We start from the raw sequence: 24,521 nt of genomic DNA, 5'->3' as shown, positions 1-24,521 counted from the left end.
TCTAAACTTCTTTTCTAGAAAAGAGCGCTCCAAAAATAGCGAAGAGAATAATGAAAGTTACAAAGTAATGACTAAAGAAAGCGAGACTATCCATAGTAAAACTTGCTCCCGCTAAGAACTCTTTTGAGTAAGCATCCATCACCTGCATTCTTGGAAAGAAGAAGTAGAGAGACAAGTTAATCACCTTCATAAAGGAGAGGTCTGTAAAGAGGGCTTCTGGGCCCTGGCTGACTAAATAAGAGCCTGTTGCCGCAGTATAAGTTCTAAAGAACATCAAAATAATAAACGCATAGAGCTTTGGAACATAGAGAGAAATAAGAGCAGAGAAAGTAATTAATGTGAGCATATTTGCTCCCATTGAAATAGTGGCAAAGAAAAGTGATCCATTAATAAATGAAGTTGAGGTCGTCAAAGAGAATAGGAGAACTGTGTAACCAACAGAGAGAAGAAAAAATAGGAGAGCAATAATCCACGCTCCTAAAACTCTTGAAATAAGAAATTCAATTCTTCTAATCGGAAAGGCTAGAATCTGAGAAATTGAAGATGACTCAAAGTCTGATTTAATACAGCCGAGGCCAAGAAGAATTGAGGTGATTGTTGAGATGGAAGAAATCACAAAGAACATAATAAAGAACCCTTTGTCCCCAAGACCTGCAGCTCCTCCAATATTAAAATTTGTATTAATAAAGTCTAATAATATATTGGCGAGAGTTATTACTCCAAGAGTAAAAATAAAAATAAAGAGTAGTGCCTTATTTCTATATTCCTTTGCTATTGTATTCTCTGTTAGTATTCTTATAATTGAAAAATTCATTAACTTTCCTTTACTAATTTATAAAAGTATTCCTCTAAACTTTCACTCTGAATAAGCTCTGAAATTTTACCACTTACAATGAGTTCTCCCTTATTTAGAATTGCCATTGAGTCACAGATTTTTTCCATTTCTGAGAGGATATGAGAGTTGATGAAAACAGTTTTTTCATCATCCTTTGCAAGTCCAGCAATAATATCCTTAAGCTCTTTTATTGCCATTGGATCAAGCCCTGAAAAAGGTTCATCCAGAATAATTAATTGATTGTCTGCAACTAATAGAGTCGCAATCCCAGTTCTTTGCATCTGCCCTTTAGAGATTTCATCTAATTTCTTCATTGCAAGGTCGTTTATTCCTACTTTATCTAAAGCAGAGAGAGTACGCTCTCGTAAATCACTTCCACTAAAGCCGTTCATTTTTCCAAAGAATTCCACGCAACCATAGACAGTGTAGTAGTGATGAAAAGAAAATTTCTCAGGTAAGTAGCCCACTCCTTCACGACTTTTAGGATCACTTACTTCCCTATCTGCTAAGAGAATTTTTCCCTCAGATAAATTCACAAGTCCTAAGAGAGCTTTTACAAAAGTCGTCTTCCCTGCTCCATTTGGTCCAAGCAAAGCAAAGACCTCGCCTCTTTTTACATTTAAGCTCACATTCTTAAGAGCAATATGACTTCCATATTTCTTTGAAATATTTTCTGCAATAATCATTTATGAATTCCTTAATTTATCAATTGCCGTCGGCTTTCCACGTTCATCAATTCTCACGTAAGTAAATTGTCCTTCAGTAACCTTCGTTCGTATATCTTGGAATCTCTTTACAACGAAAACTTCAATTTTAATTGTAAGCGAAGTATTTCCCTGTTTAATAAGTTCCGAGTAGCAACAAACTATATCCCCAACATGAACTGGAGAATGGAAAACCATAGAATCGACGGCCACTGTGACGACTCTTCCGCCGCAATGCTTCATAGCAAAGATACTTCCTGCAATATCCATTTGGGACATTAGCCAACCACCAAAGATATCTCCATTTGGATTTGTATCTGCCGGCATTGCTAGTGTTCTTAATGATAATTCGCCCATCGCTGTATTATTTGACATAAATTCCTCGTCGTAAAAGTTAGGACAGTTTCTAGTTAATATGGTATCAAATCTTGTGAGTTTTTCTAATAAATGTGCCTATTACTTCAACAATAATCAAAAAAAAATTGGTGAATCACTCCTGTCTAGCAAATTAGTACGTATTTCTCACTCACAGGCCAATGAAATCAAGGCCTATACTCTCGGGGAGAAGATTCATAATATCTCCCTTGAATGGATACAGTTTAAGTCCTATCAGGCCACCAAGGCCAGTTGTGATTGCAATGAATTTCAAATAACCGAGGCTTGCCCTCATCTATGGGCAACTATTCTCGCAGCAAATAGTGAGCTCTTCCCAGAGCTTGGACAAAGCCTTCAAAAAGTCGAGTTTATTAGCTCTTTTACTGATACTAATATTGATCCTTTTAAAAGACACGGCTCTGATATTCTCCACAAATTAGATGAAGCCTTTGAGAAACAGAGACTAGACTTTGAGACAAAGTATTCACTGGAAGAAGAAAAGGAAAAGTCATTAGGCTTTAAGATTTTTGAAAAATATCCAATGCAAGAGGGTTTCCTTAGAATTGAATTCACAGTTGATGGAAGAATTGTTCAAGTAACAGATAAGCTCATTGATACGCTTACAAGTTCCGATAGAGGGCTTGTTGAAATTTTCAGACGTATGACCACAATTCACTCTAAGACATATTGGCAGAGAAAAAATATTCGTGGAAAGAATTCATTCTTTGAAATTCCTATAGAAAGTATAGACTACCTACTTCCTCTTGTGAGCAAGTCTTCTCTAGTTGATTCAGGTGACAGAAAGCTTAACTTTAATATTAAAGAAAGCTTAGTTGCTCACAGTAAACTCGATGATTCAACTGATTGGAATTTTGTTCCTTTCTTTAACCTAAACGGAGAAGTTCTAGAAATAGGAGAAGTAACAATCATCTCTGGAATTGACCTCGCTATTTTCAAAGGCTCAATTTTAAAAGTCAACTATAGAGGTTTAAAACCATTATTTACTGAATTTTTAGAGGGCAAAACCAGCTTCAAAAAAGAAGAGCTCCAAAAGAAAGATCTAAAGAGTTTTATTTCAAAGCACCCGACTCTCGCTAATCTTGAGATACCTAAGAGTATAAAAATTGACCGAGAGGAAGTAGACCCAATAATAAGAATGAACCTTGATATATCCTCAGGTCCTCTAGGTCCTATTATATGGGCACAGATCATTTGTACCTTTGAAGAGAATTGGCACTCACCACTAAGCCCTCTCCCTTTAAATCAGGTAGATCAAAGAATACTAAGAGTAAAGAATACCCTAAAAGAAGAAGAGCTTCTTGTGAGCATTGCAGAAATTTTAAATCTCAATCTTGCCAATAAAGACTTTAGTAGAAAAATTGAAATATCTGCTGATAACTTCAATGATAAGATTGAAAAACTCATAAACTTAAAAATCGAAGTCTATGCTAAGAATAAGAGAGTTTCCGTTCCAAAGAGTATGGGAATAACTTTAAAAACTGAAGATGATTGGTTTGAAGTTAAATCAAACTTAGAGTTCGATGAAGAAAGTTTTCATACACCAAAAATACTTGCCATGGCAAAAGATTCACAAGCACTTATTCCTCTAAAAAATGGAACATTAGGACTTGCTCCCCTTGATTGGCTAAGAAAACATTTAAGACTCGAACATATGAGCTATATAGCAGATGAGAAATTAATGATCGCAAAGGATCATGTTCTCTATATGGATTTATTATTTGAAGAGAAGCTTCTTAAAACTGATACTCCAAGCTATAGTATTCTCTTAGAAAAACTCAAGCACGCAAAAGAAGCTCCCCTCTTAAATATTCCTAAAACATTTACTGGAACTTTGAGAGATTATCAAAGAGAAGGTGTTCAGTGGCTAAATTTCATTGACTCTCTCTCACTCGGAGGCTGCCTTGCTGATGAAATGGGGCTTGGTAAAACAATTCAAATACTTTGTCATCTTGAAATACTAAGAATACAAGGAAGGACAAAGCATCTCATTATTGTTCCAAAATCTCTAATTCACAATTGGAGAAAAGAAGCTGCAAAATTTTGCCCCGAAATAAAAACTGTGATTTACGAGGGACAAAGAGACTCAAGAGTTAAACTTCTCGAAGAAGACTTCGATATAATGTTCTGTACTTATGGAATCACAAGGAATGACTACGAAATCTTAAAAGATACAAGGTTTGATACAATTATTCTAGATGAGGCTCAACACATAAAGAATGAGAGCTCTCTAACTTCTAAGAGCGTTCTCTTACTTAATTCTAGAAGTCGATTCATTGTAACGGGAACACCTATTGAGAATAGTTTAAGTGAACTCTTCACTCTCTTTAGGTTCTTATCCCCTAAAGTCTTTAACCAGCAAAAAATTTCTAAAGAAAATCTAACAGACGGAAATGAGAGCGTTGTTGAAAATATTTTAAAAGGTCTAAGACCGCTAATACTTAGAAGATTAAAATCTGATGTTCTAAGAGATCTTCCTGAGAAGTATGAGTCAATTCTTCCTGTCGTTCTCTCTGAAGATCAGAATAAAATCTACAATGAATTAAAAGAACATTATCGAACCAAATTGATGGATAAAGTTCAAAAGGTTGGCATTAAAAAAAGTAAAGTTCATATTTTAGAGGCGCTACTAAGACTTAGACAAGCAGCTTGCCATCCAGGACTCATCAATCCTATTTACAAGGACAGCGAAAGTTCTAAACTTGAGATTTTAATTGAAAAGCTCAAAGTTATTGCAAAGTCTGGAGAAAAAGCCCTCGTCTTTAGTCAATTCACAAAGTTTCTAAAAATTGTTCAAGAAAGACTTCAATTAGAAGGAATCGAATTCTCCTACTTAGATGGTCAGACCAATAATAGAGAAGAAGTTATAGATGAATTCAAAGAAAATCCTAAGAAGACGGCCTTTCTCATCTCACTTAAAGCGGGAGGATACGGACTTAACCTAACAGAGGCCAAATACTGTTTTCTTCTAGACCCTTGGTGGAATCCAGCAGTTGAAGGCCAAGCAATCGACAGAATTCACAGAATTGGTCAAAAAAGCGAAGTCTACGCCATAAAACTTCTCAGCGAGAATACAGTTGAAGAAAAAATCGTCGAAATGCAAAAGAGAAAGAAGAAGCTCATAGATAATCTCTTCTTCTCAAATTCAACAGTACTAAAGGATATAGATTCAAGTGATCTTGTCTTTCTCTTTTCCTAATTTCCCCCTTTTTCAAAATGCTATTCTAGATTAAAATGGAAAAGTATCTAATACTTAAGGATTTTATGAAAATTAATGAAAAGCTTATTGATTTAACGAAAGCTGCGACAATATCAATTCTCTTTACTTTCTGTATGGCCATCGGATTTCACTTCACTAGTGATAGTATCGTTCACAGATTCTTTATTCTTCTAGGAGGAGACTTTCTAGGCGGAGGCTATATTCAATGCTTCACCTATATTGCATTCTTTTGGGCCTTCTTTGAAATACGAGATCTATTAAAGAAAATTGTAAAAGAGAATAAGGCCTTTAAAGTTAAATTACTTCCAACGGAAGAAAAGCATTTAATTCTTCCGGCCGAAGTTAGTGATATTCATTTAAAAGTAACTTCACTAGATAAGAGAAAAGAGTTACTACTTTTTAAAATGATCACGAAGGCCTGTCTTAAATTTAGAGCAACAAAGTCAATTCCAGAAATGATCGAAATAATTAGTATTCAAACAGACATCAATAAAGAGCTATCAGAGTCTGATCAATCAAATATTAGATACCTTACTTGGGTTATCCCATCGATTGGTTTTGTAGGAACTGTTCTTGGAATTTCACAGGCCCTAATGATAGCGAATAGTGGTGATATGAACCTCATTACTGCAACATTAGGAGTCGCCTTCGACACAACACTTGTGAGCCTTCTCCTAAGTATTATCATCATGTGGTATTACCATAGCTTACAAAAGGAACTTGACCTACTACACGCAAAAATCAAAGACCACGTAATAGAAAATTTAATCAATAGAATTGAGATTGAATAATGGGTTCTAAGAGAGAAATTAATGCATTCAATATTTCTTTTCTAGATCTTCTCTCTGGTGCTCTGGGTGCCGTGATTATTCTCTTCGTTGCTGTCCCCAAAGCAAAACAAGAGAAAAAACTTCCAAAGCCCCCATCACAAGAAAGAGAACTTCTGGCAAAGAATCAATCCTTGAAGGCTAAAATTAAATCTCTCGAAATAAAGCTCGCCAATATTGACAAGAAAACACCTCCTGAATTAGTTGTAGAGCCTCCTAAAGAAATTGTTAAAGCTGAAGTCGTCCAAGAGGTAAAAGAGGGAATACTAGATGTTGATGTTGGATTCAAATTTAAAGGTAAGAAAATAGTTTTTCTAGTTGATGTATCTGGTTCAATGAAAACCCTCGATAAAATGGGACAAGTAAAGGCCGGACTAAAAATGCTTATTACTTCTATGCCTAGAGAATTTGAAATTGATGTCATTCAATTTCCAGGAAAGAATAAAGCAAATTACTACTCTCTTTGGAGCTATACTCAAAAGCTTGGAGAAAATCAAAAGAAAGAGGTCTATAGATTTCTTAATCAATTAAGGCCTAACGGGGCAACTCCAACTAGAAGTGTCCTAAATTACGCGATGACAAGATACTCTGATGTGACAGATATAGTTCTTCTCTCCGACGGAGCCCCTACGGGTTCAAATTCAAGTAAGTATGAAGATATTGACGACATCTTACAAGAGGTCCGAAAGAATAATTACAAGAAGATTCAAATTAATACAATCGGTGTAGGTGCCGCCTTCTCAATGAATTCTAGCACCAAGGCTTCAGTCTTTCTAAGAGAGCTTGCCAAAGAATCAGGCGGATTCTTTTATGGCTTCTAATTAATTTCACCGAAGACATCTGCCGCGTTCTTACCAAGCATATTCTTTGTCGTAAAGTAAGTGATAAATATACTTATTAGAGTCACCACGACAATAGGCAGAATAAGAAGCTTAAAATCGAAGACAAAACTAGATTGAAAGGCCACTTTAGAAATGATTCCACCTAAGAGTAAGCTCAAGATTCCTCCAAAGGCAGAAGAGAAGACTGCGATTAAAGAGGTCTCAGTGAGAACTATCCTAATAATACTAGAATCACTCAGCCCCAAAATTTTCAATAGGTTTAAGTCCCTTAATCTTAAAATTAACTGATGCCCAATAAGAGAATAGAGAACAAAAATACCAACAAAGAAAACAAGCAGAGTCATAGAACCTAAGATGAGTACCATACTCTCCATAATATTTGTAACTCTCTCAATTGCTCTCGTAATATCTACTACTGATACGTTTGGAAATTTAGAAAAGAGTTGTTGTTGAATATCTTCAATTCTCTCTTTCTTTGAACTAAGCGCCGAAACGAAAGTTTTTGGAGCATCATCTAGAACACCCTTTTGAAATTGAATGAAGAAATTCGGTCTAAAGCTTGTCCACTTAACTTCACGTAGGCCTACAATCTTCGTAGGAAGAGGGATTCCAAAAATTTCAAATTCTAGAGTATCCCCAACCTGAACTCCTAGCCTTGATGCGTACCGATGCTCAAGAGTTACTTCAGCGAACTTATCTTTATCTGGAGAATAAGTTCCCTCCGTAAGCCTTCCTTCAATTAATTTCTCTGAAATATCAAGACCATCACGGTAGCTTAAATTCACCCCTCGATTTCTCATCCTAACGGCGCGCTCTTGCTCTCTTGTCATTGAATCTTCAACAGAAGACTCAATAGATTCGCCCTTAATTTTAGAGATTCTTGATCTGATCATTGGCGCCATCACTTGGATGTCACTATCTTTTTGAGCTTTAAAGAAAGAACTTAGTCCTTCTACTTGCTCAGGCTGAATATCAAAGAGAAAGAGAGATGGTCCATCCCCTTTAAGCGGTCCTTCTAATTCAGAGAGAAGAACATTTCGAAGAGTTGGAATGAGTGTAATCATAGTCGTTGAAATCATAAGACTTGAAAAAATAAATAGTGTCGATGCTCTATATCTTGTAAGAAAACCCCACGCTAATTTAGACGTCAATTTTCCTCTGGAAGAGAGAAAGCTTAACTTCTTTAAAGCATAACTTCCTCCAACAAAGAGTATTCCAAGGGAGAGAAAGAGAAAGGAAGCAAAGATAGAACCTATTATTATCGAATGACTAATCACTATTGAAATAATATAGAAGAAAATAATCCAAGGGATATAAATTAAATGAGAAGAAACCTTACTTTCTCCCTCATCGTCGTGAGAAAAGAGAAAGTTGTAATCAATATTTAAGTACGGGTGAATAAGAGCAATCCCAATAAACATTGGACTTAAAAGACCAATAATCAGAGGTAGAACAAGAGAAGAAAAAGTGTAAGAAAGCTGTAGGTTATAACCAAGCTGTTCATTAAATAGCTTAATGATCATAGGAAGGACGATTGGTCCAAAAGAAACTGCAACAAGAGTACTTATAAGACTTAGAACCAGGAGCTGCCCAATAAGAATAAGAAAGACAGAAGACTTCTTAAGTCCAAGAAATTGAAAAATCGCAATTTCTTTTCTTCTTTTATAGAGAAAACTTCTAAAGAGGTACATCATTGCCATTGTTGCGAGAAATAACCCACTAAGACTAACAAGTCCTAGAAAATCATTTAGGTAGTTAAGAATACGACTGACCTGTTGAGATGACTTCTCAGGAGTCACTACTCTTGCACTACTATCGTTAATAGAGAGACTTAACTCCTTAAGCTGCTCTTTTGTAATTTTCTCTTTAACTTTAAAAGCATAGGAATTAGTAAAGGTACTTCCCTCTTTAATAAGCTTCGCTCTCTCAAGCCCAACAGGAGTAATATAAACTCTGGGAGCAATTCCTCCCATTTGGAAACTTTGCTGACCATCATCAATAACAACTCCTGCGACTTTAAATTTTGCATCTCCAAGAGTGATTTGATCTCCAACCGAGATTTTTAATTGCCGTAGAAGCTCCGGATAAATATAGGCTTCGCTATCGTTTGAAAATTTTAACTTCTGATCGTTTTCAAGAAGGATATGACCATAGAATGGAAACTTATTCTCCATGACTCTTACACTAGCAAGTCGTGAAAACTCTCCCGAGCCCGCCATAGAGAAGAGTCTTATATTCTTTGAGTAATCACTATATTTAATTACTGATGATATCGTCTCTAAATCAATTTCTTGTCTTGAAGAAATTGCAAGATCAGCACCTAGAATTGACTTTGACCTATTCCTTAGCTCCTCTGAAAAAGATGTTTTAAAACTCTGAATTGAAACTAATCCAATCAATCCTATCGCTAAATTTAAAATAAAAATTAGAACAAACTTCGGGGAACTCCTAAGCTCTCTATAAATAAGCTTAAGAATCATTCAAACTTCCGTCTTGTAGAATCCCCTGCTTTAAAATTAGGGATCTCTTACACCTAGCGGCCAATTGAAGCTCGTGTGTAACTAGAATAAGCCCCATATCTTCTTTTTCTACTAAATCAAATAAAAGGTTCATAATACTCGCACCAGTCTCTTCATCCAAACTTCCACTTGGTTCATCTGCCAAGATGAGCTTAGGCCGATTAGACATCGCCCTGGCTATGGCCACTCTCTGTTTTTCACCACCACTTAATTGACTCGGGAAGTGATCTCCCCTATCCGCGAGACCAACCTTACTTAAGAGATCCATTGCTATAGTCTTTGCATCTGGAGAATTAGATATTTCAAGTGGCAACATGACGTTTTCAAGAGCGCTCAAATGTTCAATTAAATGAAATTGTTGAAAAACGACCCCAATAGAGTGAGAGCGAAGTTCAGTCATTTGTTTCTGAGAAAAATGAGTTATATCTTCGTTTAAAAATTTAATGGAGCCCTTATCAACACTTTCAATTCCACTAAGTATAGATAAGAGAGTAGACTTTCCACTTCCAGATTTTCCCACAATGGCGAGAGTATCTCTAATATCTAAAGAAAGCGAGGCCCCTTTAAGAACATTTATAGTATTTGTTCCCTGAATAAAATTCTTATATAAATTATTGCATTCTAAAATCATTATAAAGACCTAAAGTAAGGTAATAAGTTTTCGGCCATCTTCTTATGTCCTAACTCATTTGGGTGGATTCCATCTGACAAATTCAGCGCTTTCTTTGCGGCGACTCCCTCAAGTAGAAATGGTATAAGTGTCACACTATATTCTTTCTTAAGTTCTACAAACATATCTCTAAACTTCTTAGTGTAGTCACGTCCGTAGTTTGGCGGCATATACATACCGGCCAAAATAACTTTCATATCTTTACTCTTTGCCATAGAAATAATCGCTGCGAGGTTCTTTTTAGAAGAAGTTAAATCTATTCCCCTTAGTCCATCATTTGCCCCAAGAGCAAGAATTAGGACTTCTGGTTTTGAACGAAGAAACCACTTAAGACGGGAGGCCCCACTGGCCGTTGTCGAACCCGAAACGCTACCATTTATAACCTCAATCTTCTTCGAGTACTTCTTTTCCAATATATCCCTGAGAAGATAAGGATAGGCCTTCTCCTTAGCAATACCATAACCTTCAGTTAGAGAGTCCCCTATAAAGAGAACCTTAGTATCTGCAAAAATAGAGCATGTAGTAATAAGAAATAAAATAATGATTCGTTTAGCCATAGATTAAAATTTTAAAGGCCAGTGGAAAGAATGACAACTCTTTAAAGATTGACTCATTGCGACTATAGCTTAGACTTTGGTAGATCATAATAAGATTTTCTAAATTCTCTGACCTCTCTTCTATAATTTCAATTAATTGAGACTCAGAGAGTGTAATAAACCTCTTCCACGAAAGAGAGTGATACTTATTAATGCAAGCAAAGATCAACAAACCTTGAATCTTCCTCTTAAAAAAGAAAGCAACTAATAAGAGACAAATTATAATGAAGTAAGGGAGATAGAATACAATAAGAGATTTAGAGTAATTAAACTTTAAAATATTCTTAAATAAGTTCTTTTGCGCCTCTAGGTCATAATTAAAAAAGAGAGTTCCCGTTTTATAGTAAATATTTTGAATAAACTGTCTCCAGTCAGACATAACACCACTTCGGCTTGAAATGAATTCTTCAATATTTCTTCCTCTGCTTTTTAACTTCTCAAATTCAAAGTAGGCATCAGCTCCGTAAAGAATTCGTTCAGGAGAAACAACATTTACAGCGTCAAATCTTGTCCAAACTTCATCTTCTCCTAAATACTCAACCCAAGAGTGAGCATCTTTCTTAGTAATGATATAGAAATCTCCTATATCATTATAAAGGCCCCCTTGATAACCTACGACAACTCTAGAGGGTACTCCAAAAAGCCTAAAGAGCGTGGCACTGGCAGAAGCATAGTGTCCACAAAATCCCACTTGCCTCTTAAATAAAAACTCATCTAAAGGGTTTTCACTCTCATAAAGTCCTGGTGACGTTGAATAAGTAAAACTCTTCCGAAAGAATTCTTTTAAAAACCTAGCGACATCCGTGGGTCTCCCCTTTAATTCTTTATTCACCTCTACAAACTTCAATGTTTCTGAATTCTTTGGAATATTTGTCTGTAGATAAGTGCTTTCAAAACCTTTTAATAACTTTGCCGGTAATTCAGGGCCAAGCCACCCTTTGTATCTGGATTTTTGATTCATTATTGGATTTGAGTAATAGAGATTTCCCTTTAGGTTAATCAGAGAACCAAGAGAGTTTAAAACAACTTTCCTAGTTCTTTCTAAAGTAAACAAATGCCCGCTAGATAAACTGTCATGAGTAACGAGATAATCATATTTCTTGTAAATTGGCTGATGGTTTCTCATCTCCGGAAGTTTCGCTTTAGACCAATTAAAGAGGTCATTCTTGGCAAGGATTTGTCCCCTCCAGTACATATCAAGCCTCTTAATTCTTCTTGAAAAACTCACATGAAAGACAAGTGCAGGGTCTTTTATTATTTCAGCAATATCGCCAGGCTTTAAGTCTTCATTAAATCCTGTTGAAGCTGTATTGGTAGCAAAGAGAAATCCTCCGAAATTATATCTTGGAAATGCAAGAAAGAGGATTATAACGATAGGTGCACCGTAAAGTGTAAATTGAATAATTTTTTTCACACTCTTCTTAAAGAGAAACTTATCAATTGAGATCTGTTGAACAATATATAAATTACAAAAACAAATAATTAGACTCATGAAAATAATAAAAAGATAGTAGAAATCTTCGACGAGTAAACTCAAAGAAAGAATCTGGAGGAATTGAATTAAAATTAAAGAGTAAATATCTCTCTTAGACTTCAACTCGAATATCTTTAGTAAAACTAGTGTAGAAAAAAGAATACTCGCAGGCTCAAAACCTCTCCATGTTCCATACTCTTTATAAATGATAAAAATAGAAATGAGTAGAAATGGAAATCTCAAATATGTAAGAAAACGAAACTTCGTCTGTTTATGAACTAGAATAACTAAGATAATTGAACCAAAGAGACTAATTGCCGAATAAGAGAAATATGGCAGAAAGAATAAGGTTAGAATGATATAAAAGACAAGGGAGATTTTCGTAAATAAATTACTCACGATTTCCTCCTAGTAAACTCAATACTCGCAAACACTTATGTAAATGCAACTGATTACCACCTCTAGAAATCACTTCATCGTCTAAGACAAAGATAGTATCCTTTGATAATTCATAATTTCTAAAAAGCTCTTCAGTAACAAGTCCTAAAACGTCAAGCGATGAACTACTTCTCACCTCTAACGTAACGACAACAGACTCATTGCCAGAAAAATTCTTTGTTAAAAGTCCCTTACCTCTTGCATATGCTTTCCAATCAATATGTTTCCAAGAATCTGTTTCACGAAAACGTCTATGATCTAAGAACTCTTCTTTCGTTTCTAAATTCTGCCTAAAAACAGTATCTGAGTGTTGAATAATATTAGTGTCACTATAGGACTCGTGCCCTGAAATACGTTTAGGATAAACGATTAAATTATTCTTCGCTTCAACATACTTCCATGCTCTAAATAACCCTAAAGGATAAGTCGTATGAATTCTAATTCTTGGAGTTTTAAACACACCGCACCTATCTCTATAAATGATAGATCTTAACCTCGAACTTTCCCTACTAATAACCGAGTATCTAACCTTCTTACTTCCATCAACTCTTGTAAATACTGCCTTTGCACTTATTACTTCTTTTGAAGAAACCTCAAAAGATATCTCACATTCTTTTCCACTCTCAATAAATTCATCTCTAAAATAGAACGTTTTCAACCGAGCTATTGAATAATTTGTATGAAAAGCGCAAACAATAACAATTGCCACAGAAAAGAAAGTTATAAAGTAAGAAAATGGGTGACCAAATGTAACGGCAATAATAAAGGCAAGAAAAATAATTATTCCAAGGATAAAGCCTAGACCTGTAGGAATAATATATGTTCGAGAAGAAGGAGATTTCATCTATCTAATTGCAACACTCTCTAAGACTTCCCTAATTTTATCCTGCGATACAGTTAGTCCGTCTCGCAAGTTTAATCTATGAGAGAGGACATAGGGAGCAACTGTCTTCACATCACTTGGAGTTACATAATCTCTCTTTTCAAAAAATGCACATGCCTTAGATGCCAGTAATAAATCACGCCCGGCCCTTAATGAGAGCTTCACACCACTAGATAAATTCGTGCGTGCATACTCTAAGAGATTTAAAACATAGTTTATAAGCTGATCTTCAATATGAATTTTTTGAATCATTTTATTAATGGATAGATACTCTTCTAAGTTAACAAATGAATGAAGTCCATTTATTTGCTCGCGTATATTTTCCCCAAGAAGAATCTTCTTTTCAAATTCACGATCAGGAAGACCTATAGTCAGACTCATAAAAAATCTATCTAATTGAGATTCAGGTAAAGGATTCGTTCCGATTTGGTCTAATGGATTTTGAGTTGCAACAACGATAAAAGGCTCTTCTAGCTGATACTCTCCACCATCAACTGTAATATACCTTTCCTCCATTGCTTGCAAGAGAGCACTCTGTGTTTTTGGAGACGCCCTATTAAGCTCATCTCCTAGAACCATTCTACTAAATATGGGACCACGATTAAAAACAAAACTAGAAGTCTGCGTATCAAATATTGATGTTCCTAGAATATCTGAAGCCAGTAGATCATTAGTAAATTGAATTCTAGAGAGATTCAATCCAAAAATATGTGAGAGTAAATAGACAAGAGTCGTCTTCCCCACTCCCGGAACATCTTCAATTAAGAGATGACCTTTAGAGAGCATACTGATGAAAGCAATTTTCAATTGTTCTTCTTTTCCTAGAAAAATTGAATTACATGTATCAAATGCATGCTGAACTTTATCATTTAAGTAAGTAGATGTTTTCACGAATTCTCCTGATACTTCTATTCTATAGAAGAAATCCAATTAGGTGTAACTTTTGGCCTATTTTCTAGGCAAAATTCTTTTATTTAGTTTGAGAAATGCCAAATTTTAGGGCCAATTCTATCACATAAGCCTCTAATAATACGAAGATGACGTTTTTGAGAGATTTACTCAGACAAATTGATATAGTGACTGAATAACCTTTCCAACTACTGACCTCCTAAAAAAGGAAGTAATTTGAAATTAATATACCTAATTCTAACATTCATGATTACAAGCTGTGCTGGCCCTTACCATCCTTTTGGTTCTAAGTACTCTATTCCACAATTGAGCCATGATATCTTTTCTGGAGATAAGGAGGAATCCCCTCTAGAAACAGATCAAAGCAGTAATATAACTTTCTCTCCTAAGTACCAAGTTCTTCATGAAAGTAGAAATTTTACAATTGATATAAAGAGAGCTTTAGGAGCTTCTTCTAAAGAGGAAAGTGTTTATTTTTTTTATAACGATAAAGATATTACGCCCCAAGTTGAAAGCATATCACTTATTCAAAAATCCAACGATAGAATTATTTATAAAATAGACAATCTAACTCTTCCTCCAATTGAGTCTCACAATTTCAGTGTGATCTACAAGAGCTCTCCACAGGCCAGTCCCATTGGACGAACTTATCCTTTTCCTAATTGCGATATTCACGACACTCCCATACTCTCAGCAGCCAAGATACGAGCAAGGGTATCAGTGAAAACGGCTTTAAAGAATATTGCAAAGAAAAGTCATTTAAACTCTGCGCTTATGGCAGGTCTTATAGAGCAGGAGTCGAGCTTTAATCCCAAGGCAGTTAGCTGGGCAAAAGCAGTTGGCCTTACACAAATTACACCTGTGGCAGAAAAGCAATTACTTGAGAGTAAAGAATATAACTCCTATCCAAAGTGGGGTCGTCTTCCTGCTTCTGTCTTAAAGAATTATATAGAAACAGGAAAAATTAATAAGACTAATGATTGGAAGTTAAACCCCAGTGATTCTATTCAAGGCGGATTTGACTACCTTGAATATATATCAAATTATTGGAAGAAGCCTCAAAATATTGAAGCACTCCCCGACTCTTTAAAAAGTAATAGTGAAGAAATCACTTCCGTTATTCTTGCTAGTTATAATTCAGGACCAAGCAGAGTAAAGAGAAATCTCTTAAAGAATGGAATGTACTGGCTTGAGGCAAACGAATTAAAAGAAGCAAGAAAGTACGTATATAAAGTAAAGAGCTATTGCCGACAATATGCTATCGACAAGGAATAAGAAATGAGAGAGCGTCCTAGACTTCTAATTATGACTTGTATTGTCCTAGTAGGAATAGTCGTATCGATTCCACTACAAATTCTTTTGCAAAGTGATGTGACTGCAATTAACTATAGTATTCTTTTAAACCAAATTACTATTTTCAATTGGTTTGTTATTCTCGCATGTTTATCTACGATGGTTCTCACTATTAATGGGCATAAGCTCCTAGGCTATTCTATCGTCCCTCTCCTTATGGCCATTCATATTAATAATTACTTTGTTTTTAAGTATGCTCTACACACTCAGTGGTATACACCAGTTGTAGCCTCTCTAATTTGCACGGCCATCGCCATACTCTTTATGTTTAATAAGAGTGTACGTTTTACAATGAAGAACCAAGAGAAGCGATGGTGGCTTATACCAAAGAGATTTCAAAAGACTCTACCTATTTGGGTTGTGCTAGATGATAACCAATGTGTTCTCGCTCATACTTTTGATCTCTCTAAAACTGGAACATTTATTTCAACAGTCAACGGAGCAAATCAAGAGTTAGAAAGAGAATTAGAATTAGGTAAAGAAGTTAAAATACTTATTGGAGATAAGGATGATGTTGAATTTCACTGCCAGGCCTCTGTTGTGAGAAAAGCAAATGCCAAAGGAAATTACCCTTCTGGCATTGGACTACACTTTAAAAGCATCTCATTCATTGAGAAGTTTCACTTGAGTAGAATTTTAAATAATCCTACTCTTGGTCTTTAAAGCAAAAAATTATTGCTGGCAGAAGTAAGAGATCACATACCAGAGCAATACTTAGAACAAGGGCGCAAAGGATTCCAAAATTTATATTAGGAGTAAGGTTTGCGAACATAAAAAGTCCAAAGCAAGAAACGAGAATAACCGTTGTCACAATTAAGGCCAGCCCCGTCGATGTAAAAACCTTTACCATAGAGTCGTAGACATTCATTCCATTTCTTCTAAGAAGATTATAGTGGCTCAAAAAATGTATCGTATCATCAACTGCGATTCCAAGAGTCACGCTAGCTACGATTGCACAGCCAATATCTATGGGCTTACTAAGTAAGGTCAAAGCTCCCGCTCCAAAAATGATAGGCAACACATTTGGAATTAAACTTAGAAGTCCGAGTCTAATATCCTTAAAGATAAAAATCATTATGCCAGTAATAAGCAGTAGCGCCATGGCAATTGAAGTAAAGAATGTGTAGACAACATAGCTATTCATTCTATGAAAGAGAATTGGCTTTCCTGTAGTCTTTACATTGAGTCCTATCTCTTTTGCTTTCTTCTCATAGTCTTCAACTCCTTTTAAAGAGTCCTTTGAAGTCTGCAGTGACCAGAGAATAGATAATCGAAGTTTTTGTTGAGCAAGATCCATTCTATTATTCAAATCCATTCCCACGGGGAGAGACATGGTATACATAAATAATTCTTGAGCAATGAGATCTTTCTTCTCAGGAATCCTAAAGAACTCTTTCTTCCCTTCATTCAATGATTGATTCATCTCTTTAACGATATTAGTTATGCTAACCGTCTTATTTACATATTCCTTCTCTTCTAACCAATCTTGAAACTCCTCTACTTTATAGAGAAATTCAGGGCTTGTTATCCCTCCAGGAACTCCAGAATCGACAATCAGTTCAGGACCTCCCACTCCACCATAGGTGTTTAAAACAAATCTATTCCCTTTAGAAATGGGGTCATCTTTTGAGAAGTATGTATAGGGGTCAGAATTAATTTCATTCATTGCGGCAAGGTAAGTAAATGTCCCAGAAATAAGACAACACCCTACAATTATAAACAGTCTATATTTTCGTACAAAGTTTAGATACGCTCTAACAGCATTTTCAGGAAGAGCTTTCGCATTCAAGCTCTCTTTCGTTTTATTCTTATTAAAAATTAATAAGAAAGGAATAGTAATTAAATAAGTGTAGAGAAAAGCAAGTGCAGTTCCAATTCCCGCAAGAACTCCCAAGTCTGCAACAGGTTTTATATCACTTGAATAAAGAGAGAAGAAACCAATCATCGTAGAAAAAGTCGTCAAGAAAATTGGCCATAAATTCTTTCGAAGAGAGTGAGTACATGAGTGAAAGCGATCCCCTGTTTTAGCAAATTCATCATAGAAGGCGGCCATTAAGTGAACAGAGTCTGCCACCGAAATGGCAATCAGAATTGAAGGAAGAACGAAAGTTAAACTATTAACTGTGTAGCCAAAAACTCCTATTAAACAAGTAGTCGACACCAAAGAGAGGATAATTACGACTGTTGGAATTAAAACACCTATAAAAGTTCTAAAGCAGAAAACGAGGTAGACAATAACAAGAAGCATAAGCAGCGGAGACATCGTAAAAAGGTCATCAAATGAAACTTTTTGAAACCTATCCGATAGCGGGGGCTGCCCCATATAGTGAAACGTAATTCCAGCCTCGTTATCATAATCCTTTGTAACTTCTTTCAAGCCTTGTGTTATTTTCGCATAATCAGGGTGCTGATCAGGATTGTGAGAAATATAGGCATATATAGAGGCGCTCTTTCCATCTTCGCTTACATAGTAACCAGGAATAACTTTATGAGCTAAGGCCTCTTCTCTTTTTTTCGTGAGATATATTGGATCATTTATTTTTTCAGAGTATAGAAATTCCTCAGTAAGAATTTCATCTTCAAATGATCTCGTCCAATAGAAGTTGGTTAAAGAATGAACCCTCATGACCTCGGGGACCTTCCACATTTTCTCAGTAAGGTCACTCAGCATATTCATGAATTTTGGGTTAAATATATCACTCTCTGATTCAATAATTAATGTTGCTGCTTCATCATTTCCAAAAGTCTTCTCAAACGTTTCTAAGGTTTTTATATTTGGATCATGGCTGGCAAACCAAACTTTAGCAGAGAAATCCATTGCCGTATTTGAAAGAAATGGAAGTCCAGATAAGAAGATAATTAAAGCAATGGTTAGACACTTATATTTATGAAGGACAGCGAAGTCGACAAGTCTATTTCTTATTTGATTATTCACTTTTTTACTCTATATTTATAGTTAGTTAAATCAATGAGATTGTTGTTTTACACAATTATCTTCTATTGATTGCATAATAACAACTCTACTGATAAACGATTTTCATGAAAAAGAGCTACTTCGCAACTATAAAAGAGATTTTCATCTTCTCTATTCCCTTAATAGCAGGACAAATTGGTCAAATGCTGTTTGGAATTGGAGATATTGTGGTTGCTGGGCGCTACTCTAATGATGTAGTGGCGGCCCTTGGGGTGGCCAACGGACTCCTTGCTCCTCTACTCATGTTTGGACTTGGAATAACTTTCGCAGTAGGCCCTCTCTCAAGTCAATTTAGAGGAAAGAAAGAAAAAGACAACTCCCTCTTTGCAAATGCACACTACTTAATGCTTGCAATAAGCGTAGTCGTTCTCTGCGCTATCGGAGGACTTATACTTGCCCTCCCAGTATTTAACTTCAACCCAAATATTTCTCCGCTGATTATGGACTATATCTTAATTGCTGGACCAAGTGTTATTCCTGCAATTCTCTTTCAAATCTCTAAGGAATATCTTCAAGCGTGGGACAAAAATATTTTCTCAAACTTTCTCATTCTCTTTTTTAATGTTGTTAATATTCTCATGAACTATATTTTTATCTTTGGTGAATTTGGCTTACCAGAAATGGGAATCAAAGGAGCTGCTCTAGCAACACTGATTTCAAGAACACTAATGTTTGTGGCATTATTCTTCTACGCCAAATCAAAGTTTGAAATAGATTGGAGTTTTAATAAAATTCTCTTTAAAAGAATTTATAAATTTGGAATTCCTATTGGACTTGGAACACTAAGTGAAGTTCTCATGTTCTCGGCGGTAACAGTTCTCATTGGGAAGATGTCTATTATTGCTTCAGCTTCTCACAATATTGTCATAAACCTCGCAAGCTGTACCTTCATGATTCCACTTGCCATCTCCAGTGCTGCATCGGTAAAAGTCGGCAAAGAATACGGGGCTGGAAATCAACAAGGAATCCTTCGCTACTCACTTTCATCAATTATTATGGTTGCAATCATTATGATTGGAACATGTATTATGTACTTATCCCTTCCAAATATTCTCGTAAGATTTGCCACTGATGATCCAGAACTTATAAGCTATAGCGCTGGACTTCTTCTCTACGTTGGACTTTTTCAAATACCAGATGGAATCCAGGTGACCCTTTGGGGAATATTAAGAGGACTAGAGGAAACTAAGCATCCGATGATACTCTCACTTATTTTTAACTGGTGTGTAGGAATTCCAATAGGCTACTGGCTAGCCACAGCTAAAGGAATGGAAGCTGCTGGACTCTGGGCCGGACTTGCCATTGGTCTAACCATAATGTCAGTAGGGTTAAGCTGCGTATTCTTCTTTAAGTTTCGACTAGTTAAGTCGTCTCTTGTTCCTATCGCCTAACTCGACTCTAACAGAATCTTGTTAGGTAACACTTACATGCTCCCTAGACTCTTTATATGAAGTGTTTTACTTTTTCAAAAAACTCTAGGGGAAGAAATGAAACAATCACTCATACTCATTTTAGCGCTCACTCTATTAGGTTCGTGCGCAGATAAACATACCTTTGACTCTCCAAATTCTGGAAACTCAGGAACTTTTAACCAAACAGGAAATCAAAATCTGAAGGAAGTCATCTTAATCACTGCTCATGATAATCCATCTGATTACTATAATGATAATATTCACGCGAAGTACTTATCCAAACTTTCAAACCCATCTTCAATTACGGCTAAAGACCTACAAAATCTAAAGTCAGAATTAAATAAGGTTCTAAAGTGGGAACACACAAGAGTTCAGGGAAAAAGAGATACTACTGACAGATGTCCAAATAATGCTCCAGAATCAGAGAGCTGCTACTCACATGACTTTGATACTTATAGAGACTATCAAAGAGCGAGAACATATCTCTACGGAAAAATTCATCTCTTTAAAAATGATGCTGGAGAATACGCTCTTGATACTCTTTACTGCCAAAAAGTTTTTACAACAAATGATCTGGCGAATCCACAGTACTCGATTGGCGTGATGAAGAGACCTGACTACAATACAATCAACGCTGAACATATTTGGCCAAGAAGTAAATTTGAAGAAGTGAAAGACTCTGACTTCTACAATTTAAAGCTTTCTGATCTTCATAACCTCTCACCTTCTTTTGTTAAGACAAATCAAGAGAGATGGAATTATCCATTTGGAAATGTAACACCAGATGCAACCATTACAAATGATTTCTCGCAGTACTGCGACACATCTGACGCTCTTGTTTTTACAAAGAATAACAAGAACTACATAGAGGCCCCTGATGAGGTAAAAGGTGATATTGCTAGAGCAATGTTCTACATGTCTGCTAGATACTTCAATTATAAGAAGCCTGAAGTTATGAATATTGATACTGAGCAAGAGAATGTTCTAAGAGAGTGGCACAAGCTAGACCCAGTAAGTGATGAAGAGAGAAAGAGAAATGATGAAGTCTTCTCTGTTCAACACAATAGAAATCCATTCGTGGATTACCCTGAACTTGTTGACCTAGTTAGCGACTTCTAATTAAATGCTATGTCCGAGTACTTCTGTATTCGGACACTATATCTTCAAGCTTCCTTTTTTTATCAACTTTGAAATTATTGAATCAAAATGCTCAACAGGATAGGCTCCTCGAATTGGAACTCCATTGAGGAGAAAACCAGGAGTCCCCTCCATTCCAAATCGAGAAGCCTCAGCAAGATCCTCTGCAATTCTAAGCTTAACAGCTTCAGAATCTAGATCTCTACTTAACCTTGTCATATCTGCCCCAAGTTTCTTGCTTAAGGACTTTAAGAACTTTTCCCCGCTCTTTAACTTACTTTGATTTGTGAATAAGGAATCATGAAAACGAACGGCCATATCCTCACTTTGAAGTCTTATCGCTTCGTAGTACTTAGATGCGGCTAATGCATTTTGATGAAAACTTAGAGGAAGATGTTTATAAATAAATTGAATTTTCCCATCGTACTTCTTTAACAATGCTTTAACAGTAGTAAACCCTCTAGAGCAATATGGACACTCAAAATCACTGTATTCAACAATCGTAATCGGAGCTCCTTTCGTTCCTCGAATAAGTTCATCTTTTCGAATAGTAGGTCTAAATGGATTATCGAGGGCCTTTTTTAGCTGAATTTCTTCATCTAATTTTCTTTGCTCTACAATTTTCTGCTGCCCTTGCTTGACGGCATTTTGAAAAGCTATAACAAATTGATCTGGATTTTTTTCAATGATACGAGTGAGTATTTCAGGCTTATCCACAAGAGTTTTCTCAAGTCTTGCTTCGAATCTCTCTTGTGTTGTACACGAGGCAAAGAGAAGGAGTGGAGTTAAAAGTATTAATTGTTTTTTCATAGTTTTCCCCTGTGGCTTAGATTTATTAAACCACAGGAAATTTTTGTTATGTCAAATTGATGTAAATTCTCAGTTAATTGTCATTAAACCTAAAGCGGTATCCAATACCTCTAACAGTTTCAATAAGCTCATCGCTTAACTTCTGTCTAATTTGAAGAACGTGAGTATCAACTGTTCGAGTTGATGGGTAATTCTCATAACCCCAAACTTTATTTAAAATTTCCTCTCTAGAGAAGGCCCTATTTGGACTCTCAGCAAGCAGAGAGAGAAAATCAAATTCCATTTTTGTAAATTCTATAACTTCGTCGTGCCAACGAATCTCACGTTCATTTTGATTAATAACAAGCTCTCCTCGTGTCATTATGCCATCATTTGAGTCGTGATCTTTCTTGTGATGATCTCTTAATTGCACACGAATTCTAGCTATCAACTCTCTTGGCTCAAATGGCTTTGTCATATAATCATTTGCACCAGCTTCAAGGCCAATAACTTTATCGATTAAATCAGTTCTAGCAGTTAGCATAATCACAGGCTTACTTACTTCTGCTTCTCTTAGCTCTTTTAAGAAATCTACTCCCTGACCATCTGGTAGCATCCAATCGAGAATAATAATTTCTTCGTCGCCCTTAAGCTCTCTCGCCATTGTAAGAGATTGGGCCCACACAACTTCGTGTCCCTCTCCTGTTAAATAACTCTGAAGAGAAGACCCTAAACTATCATCATCTTCAACTAGTAAAACTTTACTCATGATTCACCTTTTCCTTTTGAGGACGTCTCTTCTTTAAGACAACACGGAAAGTTGTAGGATTTGAAAAGAAGCTAATCTCTCCCCCCATTTCTTTAACAACTTGTTTTACAATATTTAATCCAAGCCCAGTCCCTGAACTCTTATTTCCTTTAGCAAATTCTTCTGACATTTCGTCGAAGGAATGAAACTGACATTCTCCGTTATCAATGACACAAACTTCTACAGCATCTTTAATATATTCAACTCTAACTTCAACTGGAGCCTTTCCATGAAAGAAAGCATTACCAATTAAATTCTTTAAGACAATTTGTGTCCAATAAGAATCTAAATTAAAACTCTTATCTTCCACCGGCAAATTTAAAACCATATCATCGCCGTGTTCATCAATGAAAGGAAGGGCTATTTCATAGAGAAACTCATTCATTGATCCAACTTCTTCGCAGTTTAAATGAATTAGCTTCTTCCCTTTATTTGCCTTTAAGTAGTGTCTAGATGTTTCAGTTAGTCTCTGGAGTCGATAAACTTCATTAGACATCCGAAGAAATGTTTCTTGAACTTCATCTTCCATAGAGTCATATTTCTTATTCAGCTTCTCCATAAGGAGTAGCATACTAGTAATTGGCGTTCTAAATTCATGTCCAAGCACTCTTAGAGCAAGCCGTCTCTTCTCATCCTCATGCTTTTGATTTTGCAACCTAATAATTAAGAGTCTTACAACAATCACACAAATGAGAACTAAACCAAATAAGAAAATAATCGTTCCCTTATTGGCAATAGTGAGAATATGACCGACTCTGTACTCCCAACAAAGCTGCCCATCCTGATAAAAACAACTTCTTCCAAACCTATGATTATGAAGAAAGTAAGGTGAGTCTTTTAGAAAACTTTCAAGATCGTCTCTTGAATAAAACCTATACTCTAAAATAGAAAAGAAAGAGGGGTAAGTGATTCTTGCGAGGAGGAAATCTTCAGTCAGAATTGTTCCTCTCCCTCTTGAAACTTTTCGAAGGGAATCTGTATCAAGTTTTGCTAGCATCGCAAACTTTCCACCAAGATCACCTATTGATTTAGTGATCAGCGAAAGTTCTGTAACATGAAAGTATGGAAGATTGCTTAGAACCCAATCTCGATTATTCTTATGATTCTTATTTAAGAGATAGGCCAGATAAGCATAACTCTTTCCACTCGGATGCATATAAGGGGCTTCTCTAAAGAAGCTGTCATTGATATTAGTTATTTTTCCGCAGCGGTACTCTTCCCAAACCCAAACTTTCTCAAAATTCATACGGCTTAGAAGAGACTTCAGGCCTGTAAAACACCCACGACTTGAAAAATACTGAACACTCTTATCTGAGCCAGGCTCAGGCAGAGTATAAATAGGATCGATAAGTTGAAATTGCTCTGGGGAATAATAGAGAGAATTAAAGTTAATGATTGATTTTGGTGCAACTGACTTTTGAAAATTTAATTTCAATCTAGTGATATTTTCTTCGTCTTCAGGTGTTGAAGTATAAGTCCCTTTTAAAAGTAGAGACACATAGCCTGTAGCAAAGGCCATGGAGATTGCTGTAAATATAAGGACTAAGTATAATTTCATTCTCTGTCTTAAATTATCTTATTAAGTATTTTCTTATGTCGGCTAAAGGTCAATTTTTAGTCATTATACTAGGATAAATAATCCATAATTTCAAAGTCTTATCTTGCTAAATAGCAATAATTAAACGAATAAGCCCCATCTCTTGTAAAAGACAATTGTAAAGAGGTGATACGGCCGATA

20 protein-coding genes are annotated in these 24,521 nt (G+C 35.8%); 7 read left to right on the top strand and 13 right to left on the bottom strand.

Features of this window, described 5'->3' with window-relative positions; translation table 11 throughout:
• Position 1: 1 nt before the first annotated feature.
• The 3 genes from CES88_RS01335 to CES88_RS01325 are packed head-to-tail and all read right to left on the bottom strand — an operon-like array spanning position 2 to position 1,914.
• Entirely contained in the window at positions 2 to 814 is an 813-nt protein-coding gene (locus CES88_RS01335; protein WP_290729908.1) for a hypothetical protein, read from the bottom strand.
• Positions 814 to 1,521 (bottom strand): ABC transporter ATP-binding protein, encoded by a 708-nt coding sequence (locus CES88_RS01330; RefSeq protein ID WP_290729906.1) that lies wholly within the window; start codon positions 1,519 to 1,521, stop codon positions 814 to 816. The genes CES88_RS01335 and CES88_RS01330 overlap by 1 nt, the downstream gene beginning before the upstream one ends.
• Positions 1,522 to 1,914 carry an acyl-CoA thioesterase gene (locus CES88_RS01325; RefSeq protein WP_290729903.1) on the bottom strand — a complete coding sequence of 131 codons (393 nt, stop codon included), beginning with the start codon at positions 1,912 to 1,914 and terminating at the stop codon, positions 1,522 to 1,524. It lies immediately after the preceding gene.
• A 40-nt stretch (positions 1,915 to 1,954) separates the two neighbouring features.
• Between CES88_RS01325 and CES88_RS01320 the strand changes: the two genes are divergently transcribed.
• Genes CES88_RS01320 through CES88_RS01310 form a run of 3 tightly spaced genes read left to right on the top strand, consistent with a single transcriptional unit; the run spans position 1,955 to position 6,800 of the window.
• Positions 1,955 to 5,131, top strand: coding sequence for a DEAD/DEAH box helicase (locus CES88_RS01320; protein ID WP_290729901.1), 3,177 nt, complete (start codon positions 1,955 to 1,957; stop codon positions 5,129 to 5,131).
• Positions 5,132 to 5,166: 35 nt separating this feature from the next.
• Positions 5,167 to 5,943: a MotA/TolQ/ExbB proton channel family protein gene (locus tag CES88_RS01315; protein WP_290729899.1), complete on the top strand. Its 777-nt coding sequence runs from the start codon at positions 5,167 to 5,169 to the stop codon at positions 5,941 to 5,943.
• A complete protein-coding gene (locus CES88_RS01310; protein WP_290729897.1) occupies positions 5,943 to 6,800 on the top strand; it encodes a vWA domain-containing protein in 858 nt (285 codons plus the stop codon). Before CES88_RS01315 ends, CES88_RS01310 begins: the two co-directional genes overlap by 1 nt.
• Here the strand turns inward: CES88_RS01310 and CES88_RS01305 are convergent.
• From CES88_RS01305 to CES88_RS01280, 6 genes are read right to left on the bottom strand one after another with little or no spacing between them, the layout of a single operon-like run.
• Complete coding sequence (locus CES88_RS01305; protein WP_290729895.1) at positions 6,797 to 9,301, bottom strand: FtsX-like permease family protein; 2,505 nt, start codon at positions 9,299 to 9,301, stop codon at positions 6,797 to 6,799. The two genes, CES88_RS01310 and CES88_RS01305, sit on opposite strands and share 4 nt — an antisense overlap.
• Positions 9,291 to 9,971 carry an ABC transporter ATP-binding protein gene (locus tag CES88_RS01300; protein WP_290729893.1) on the bottom strand — a complete coding sequence of 227 codons (681 nt, stop codon included), beginning with the start codon at positions 9,969 to 9,971 and terminating at the stop codon, positions 9,291 to 9,293. The genes CES88_RS01305 and CES88_RS01300 overlap by 11 nt, the downstream gene beginning before the upstream one ends.
• Positions 9,971 to 10,567 carry an arylesterase gene (locus CES88_RS01295; protein WP_290729891.1) on the bottom strand — a complete coding sequence of 199 codons (597 nt, stop codon included), beginning with the start codon at positions 10,565 to 10,567 and terminating at the stop codon, positions 9,971 to 9,973. Before CES88_RS01295 ends, CES88_RS01300 begins: the two co-directional genes overlap by 1 nt.
• The gene (locus CES88_RS01290) at positions 10,560 to 12,479 is read right to left on the bottom strand and encodes a DUF3488 and transglutaminase-like domain-containing protein (RefSeq protein WP_290729889.1); all 1,920 of its coding nucleotides are present in this window, start codon (positions 12,477 to 12,479) and stop codon (positions 10,560 to 10,562) included. The genes CES88_RS01295 and CES88_RS01290 overlap by 8 nt, the downstream gene beginning before the upstream one ends.
• Positions 12,472 to 13,362 carry a DUF58 domain-containing protein gene (locus CES88_RS01285; RefSeq protein ID WP_290729887.1) on the bottom strand — a complete coding sequence of 297 codons (891 nt, stop codon included), beginning with the start codon at positions 13,360 to 13,362 and terminating at the stop codon, positions 12,472 to 12,474. Before CES88_RS01285 ends, CES88_RS01290 begins: the two co-directional genes overlap by 8 nt.
• A complete protein-coding gene (locus CES88_RS01280) occupies positions 13,363 to 14,292 on the bottom strand; it encodes a MoxR family ATPase (RefSeq protein ID WP_290729886.1) in 930 nt (309 codons plus the stop codon).
• Positions 14,293 to 14,526: 234 nt separating this feature from the next.
• Here CES88_RS01280 and CES88_RS01275 point away from each other — a divergent pair, with 234 nt between their 5' ends.
• Together CES88_RS01275 and CES88_RS01270 are read left to right on the top strand one after the other, a co-directional pair.
• Positions 14,527 to 15,585: a transglycosylase SLT domain-containing protein gene (locus CES88_RS01275; RefSeq protein WP_290729884.1), complete on the top strand. Its 1,059-nt coding sequence runs from the start codon at positions 14,527 to 14,529 to the stop codon at positions 15,583 to 15,585.
• Positions 15,586 to 15,588: 3 nt separating this feature from the next.
• Entirely contained in the window at positions 15,589 to 16,326 is a 738-nt protein-coding gene (locus tag CES88_RS01270) for a PilZ domain-containing protein (protein ID WP_290729882.1), read from the top strand.
• Here CES88_RS01270 and CES88_RS01265 read toward each other — a convergent pair.
• A complete protein-coding gene (locus CES88_RS01265) occupies positions 16,310 to 18,598 on the bottom strand; it encodes an MMPL family transporter (RefSeq protein WP_290729880.1) in 2,289 nt (762 codons plus the stop codon). The genes CES88_RS01270 and CES88_RS01265 overlap by 17 nt on opposite strands.
• Positions 18,599 to 18,702: 104 nt before the next feature.
• Here CES88_RS01265 and CES88_RS01260 point away from each other — a divergent pair, with 104 nt between their 5' ends.
• Together CES88_RS01260 and CES88_RS01255 are read left to right on the top strand one after the other, a co-directional pair.
• A complete protein-coding gene (locus tag CES88_RS01260) occupies positions 18,703 to 20,028 on the top strand; it encodes an MATE family efflux transporter (RefSeq protein ID WP_290729878.1) in 1,326 nt (441 codons plus the stop codon).
• Positions 20,029 to 20,124: 96 nt separating this feature from the next.
• A complete protein-coding gene (locus CES88_RS01255; protein ID WP_290729875.1) occupies positions 20,125 to 21,168 on the top strand; it encodes an endonuclease in 1,044 nt (347 codons plus the stop codon).
• A 36-nt stretch (positions 21,169 to 21,204) separates the two neighbouring features.
• Here CES88_RS01255 and CES88_RS01250 read toward each other — a convergent pair whose 3' ends face one another.
• The 3 genes from CES88_RS01250 to CES88_RS01240 all read right to left on the bottom strand — a co-directional run bounded on the left by CES88_RS01250 (position 21,205) and on the right by CES88_RS01240 (position 24,341).
• On the bottom strand, positions 21,205 to 21,996 hold the full coding sequence (locus CES88_RS01250) for a thioredoxin domain-containing protein (RefSeq protein ID WP_290729873.1): 792 nt from the start codon (positions 21,994 to 21,996) through the stop codon (positions 21,205 to 21,207).
• Positions 21,997 to 22,069: 73 nt separating this feature from the next.
• Positions 22,070 to 22,744 carry a response regulator transcription factor gene (locus CES88_RS01245; RefSeq protein WP_290729871.1) on the bottom strand — a complete coding sequence of 225 codons (675 nt, stop codon included), beginning with the start codon at positions 22,742 to 22,744 and terminating at the stop codon, positions 22,070 to 22,072.
• On the bottom strand, positions 22,737 to 24,341 hold the full coding sequence (locus tag CES88_RS01240; RefSeq protein ID WP_290729869.1) for a HAMP domain-containing sensor histidine kinase: 1,605 nt from the start codon (positions 24,339 to 24,341) through the stop codon (positions 22,737 to 22,739). Before CES88_RS01240 ends, CES88_RS01245 begins: the two co-directional genes overlap by 8 nt.
• Positions 24,342 to 24,521: the final 180 nt, after the last annotated feature.

This window comes from Halobacteriovorax sp. JY17 (genome assembly GCF_002753895.1).
In the GTDB taxonomy this organism is placed as follows: Bacteria; Bdellovibrionota; Bacteriovoracia; order Bacteriovoracales; family Bacteriovoracaceae; genus Halobacteriovorax.
The sequence above is the reverse complement of the archived record's forward strand: the minus strand, read 5'-3'. Positions and strand labels throughout refer to the sequence as shown.

Excerpts from the sequence above, each read along its gene's own strand:
- CES88_RS01335 (WP_290729908.1), bottom strand. The coding sequence starts at position 814 with ATGAATTTTTCAATTATAAGAATACTAACAGAGAATACAATAGCAAAG.
- CES88_RS01330 (WP_290729906.1), bottom strand. The coding sequence starts at position 1,521 with ATGATTATTGCAGAAAATATTTCAAAGAAATATGGAAGTCATATTGCT.
- CES88_RS01325 (WP_290729903.1), bottom strand. The coding sequence starts at position 1,914 with ATGTCAAATAATACAGCGATGGGCGAATTATCATTAAGAACACTAGCA.
- CES88_RS01320 (WP_290729901.1), top strand. The coding sequence starts at position 1,955 with ATGGTATCAAATCTTGTGAGTTTTTCTAATAAATGTGCCTATTACTTC.
- CES88_RS01315 (WP_290729899.1), top strand. The coding sequence starts at position 5,167 with ATGGAAAAGTATCTAATACTTAAGGATTTTATGAAAATTAATGAAAAG.
- CES88_RS01310 (WP_290729897.1), top strand. The coding sequence starts at position 5,943 with ATGGGTTCTAAGAGAGAAATTAATGCATTCAATATTTCTTTTCTAGAT.
- CES88_RS01305 (WP_290729895.1), bottom strand. The coding sequence starts at position 9,301 with ATGATTCTTAAGCTTATTTATAGAGAGCTTAGGAGTTCCCCGAAGTTT.
- CES88_RS01300 (WP_290729893.1), bottom strand. The coding sequence starts at position 9,971 with ATGATTTTAGAATGCAATAATTTATATAAGAATTTTATTCAGGGAACA.
- CES88_RS01295 (WP_290729891.1), bottom strand. The coding sequence starts at position 10,567 with ATGGCTAAACGAATCATTATTTTATTTCTTATTACTACATGCTCTATT.
- CES88_RS01285 (WP_290729887.1), bottom strand. The coding sequence starts at position 13,362 with ATGAAATCTCCTTCTTCTCGAACATATATTATTCCTACAGGTCTAGGC.
- CES88_RS01270 (WP_290729882.1), top strand. The coding sequence starts at position 15,589 with ATGAGAGAGCGTCCTAGACTTCTAATTATGACTTGTATTGTCCTAGTA.
- CES88_RS01260 (WP_290729878.1), top strand. The coding sequence starts at position 18,703 with ATGAAAAAGAGCTACTTCGCAACTATAAAAGAGATTTTCATCTTCTCT.
- CES88_RS01255 (WP_290729875.1), top strand. The coding sequence starts at position 20,125 with ATGAAACAATCACTCATACTCATTTTAGCGCTCACTCTATTAGGTTCG.
- CES88_RS01250 (WP_290729873.1), bottom strand. The coding sequence starts at position 21,996 with ATGAAAAAACAATTAATACTTTTAACTCCACTCCTTCTCTTTGCCTCG.
- CES88_RS01245 (WP_290729871.1), bottom strand. The coding sequence starts at position 22,744 with ATGAGTAAAGTTTTACTAGTTGAAGATGATGATAGTTTAGGGTCTTCT.
- CES88_RS01240 (WP_290729869.1), bottom strand. The coding sequence starts at position 24,341 with ATGAAATTATACTTAGTCCTTATATTTACAGCAATCTCCATGGCCTTT.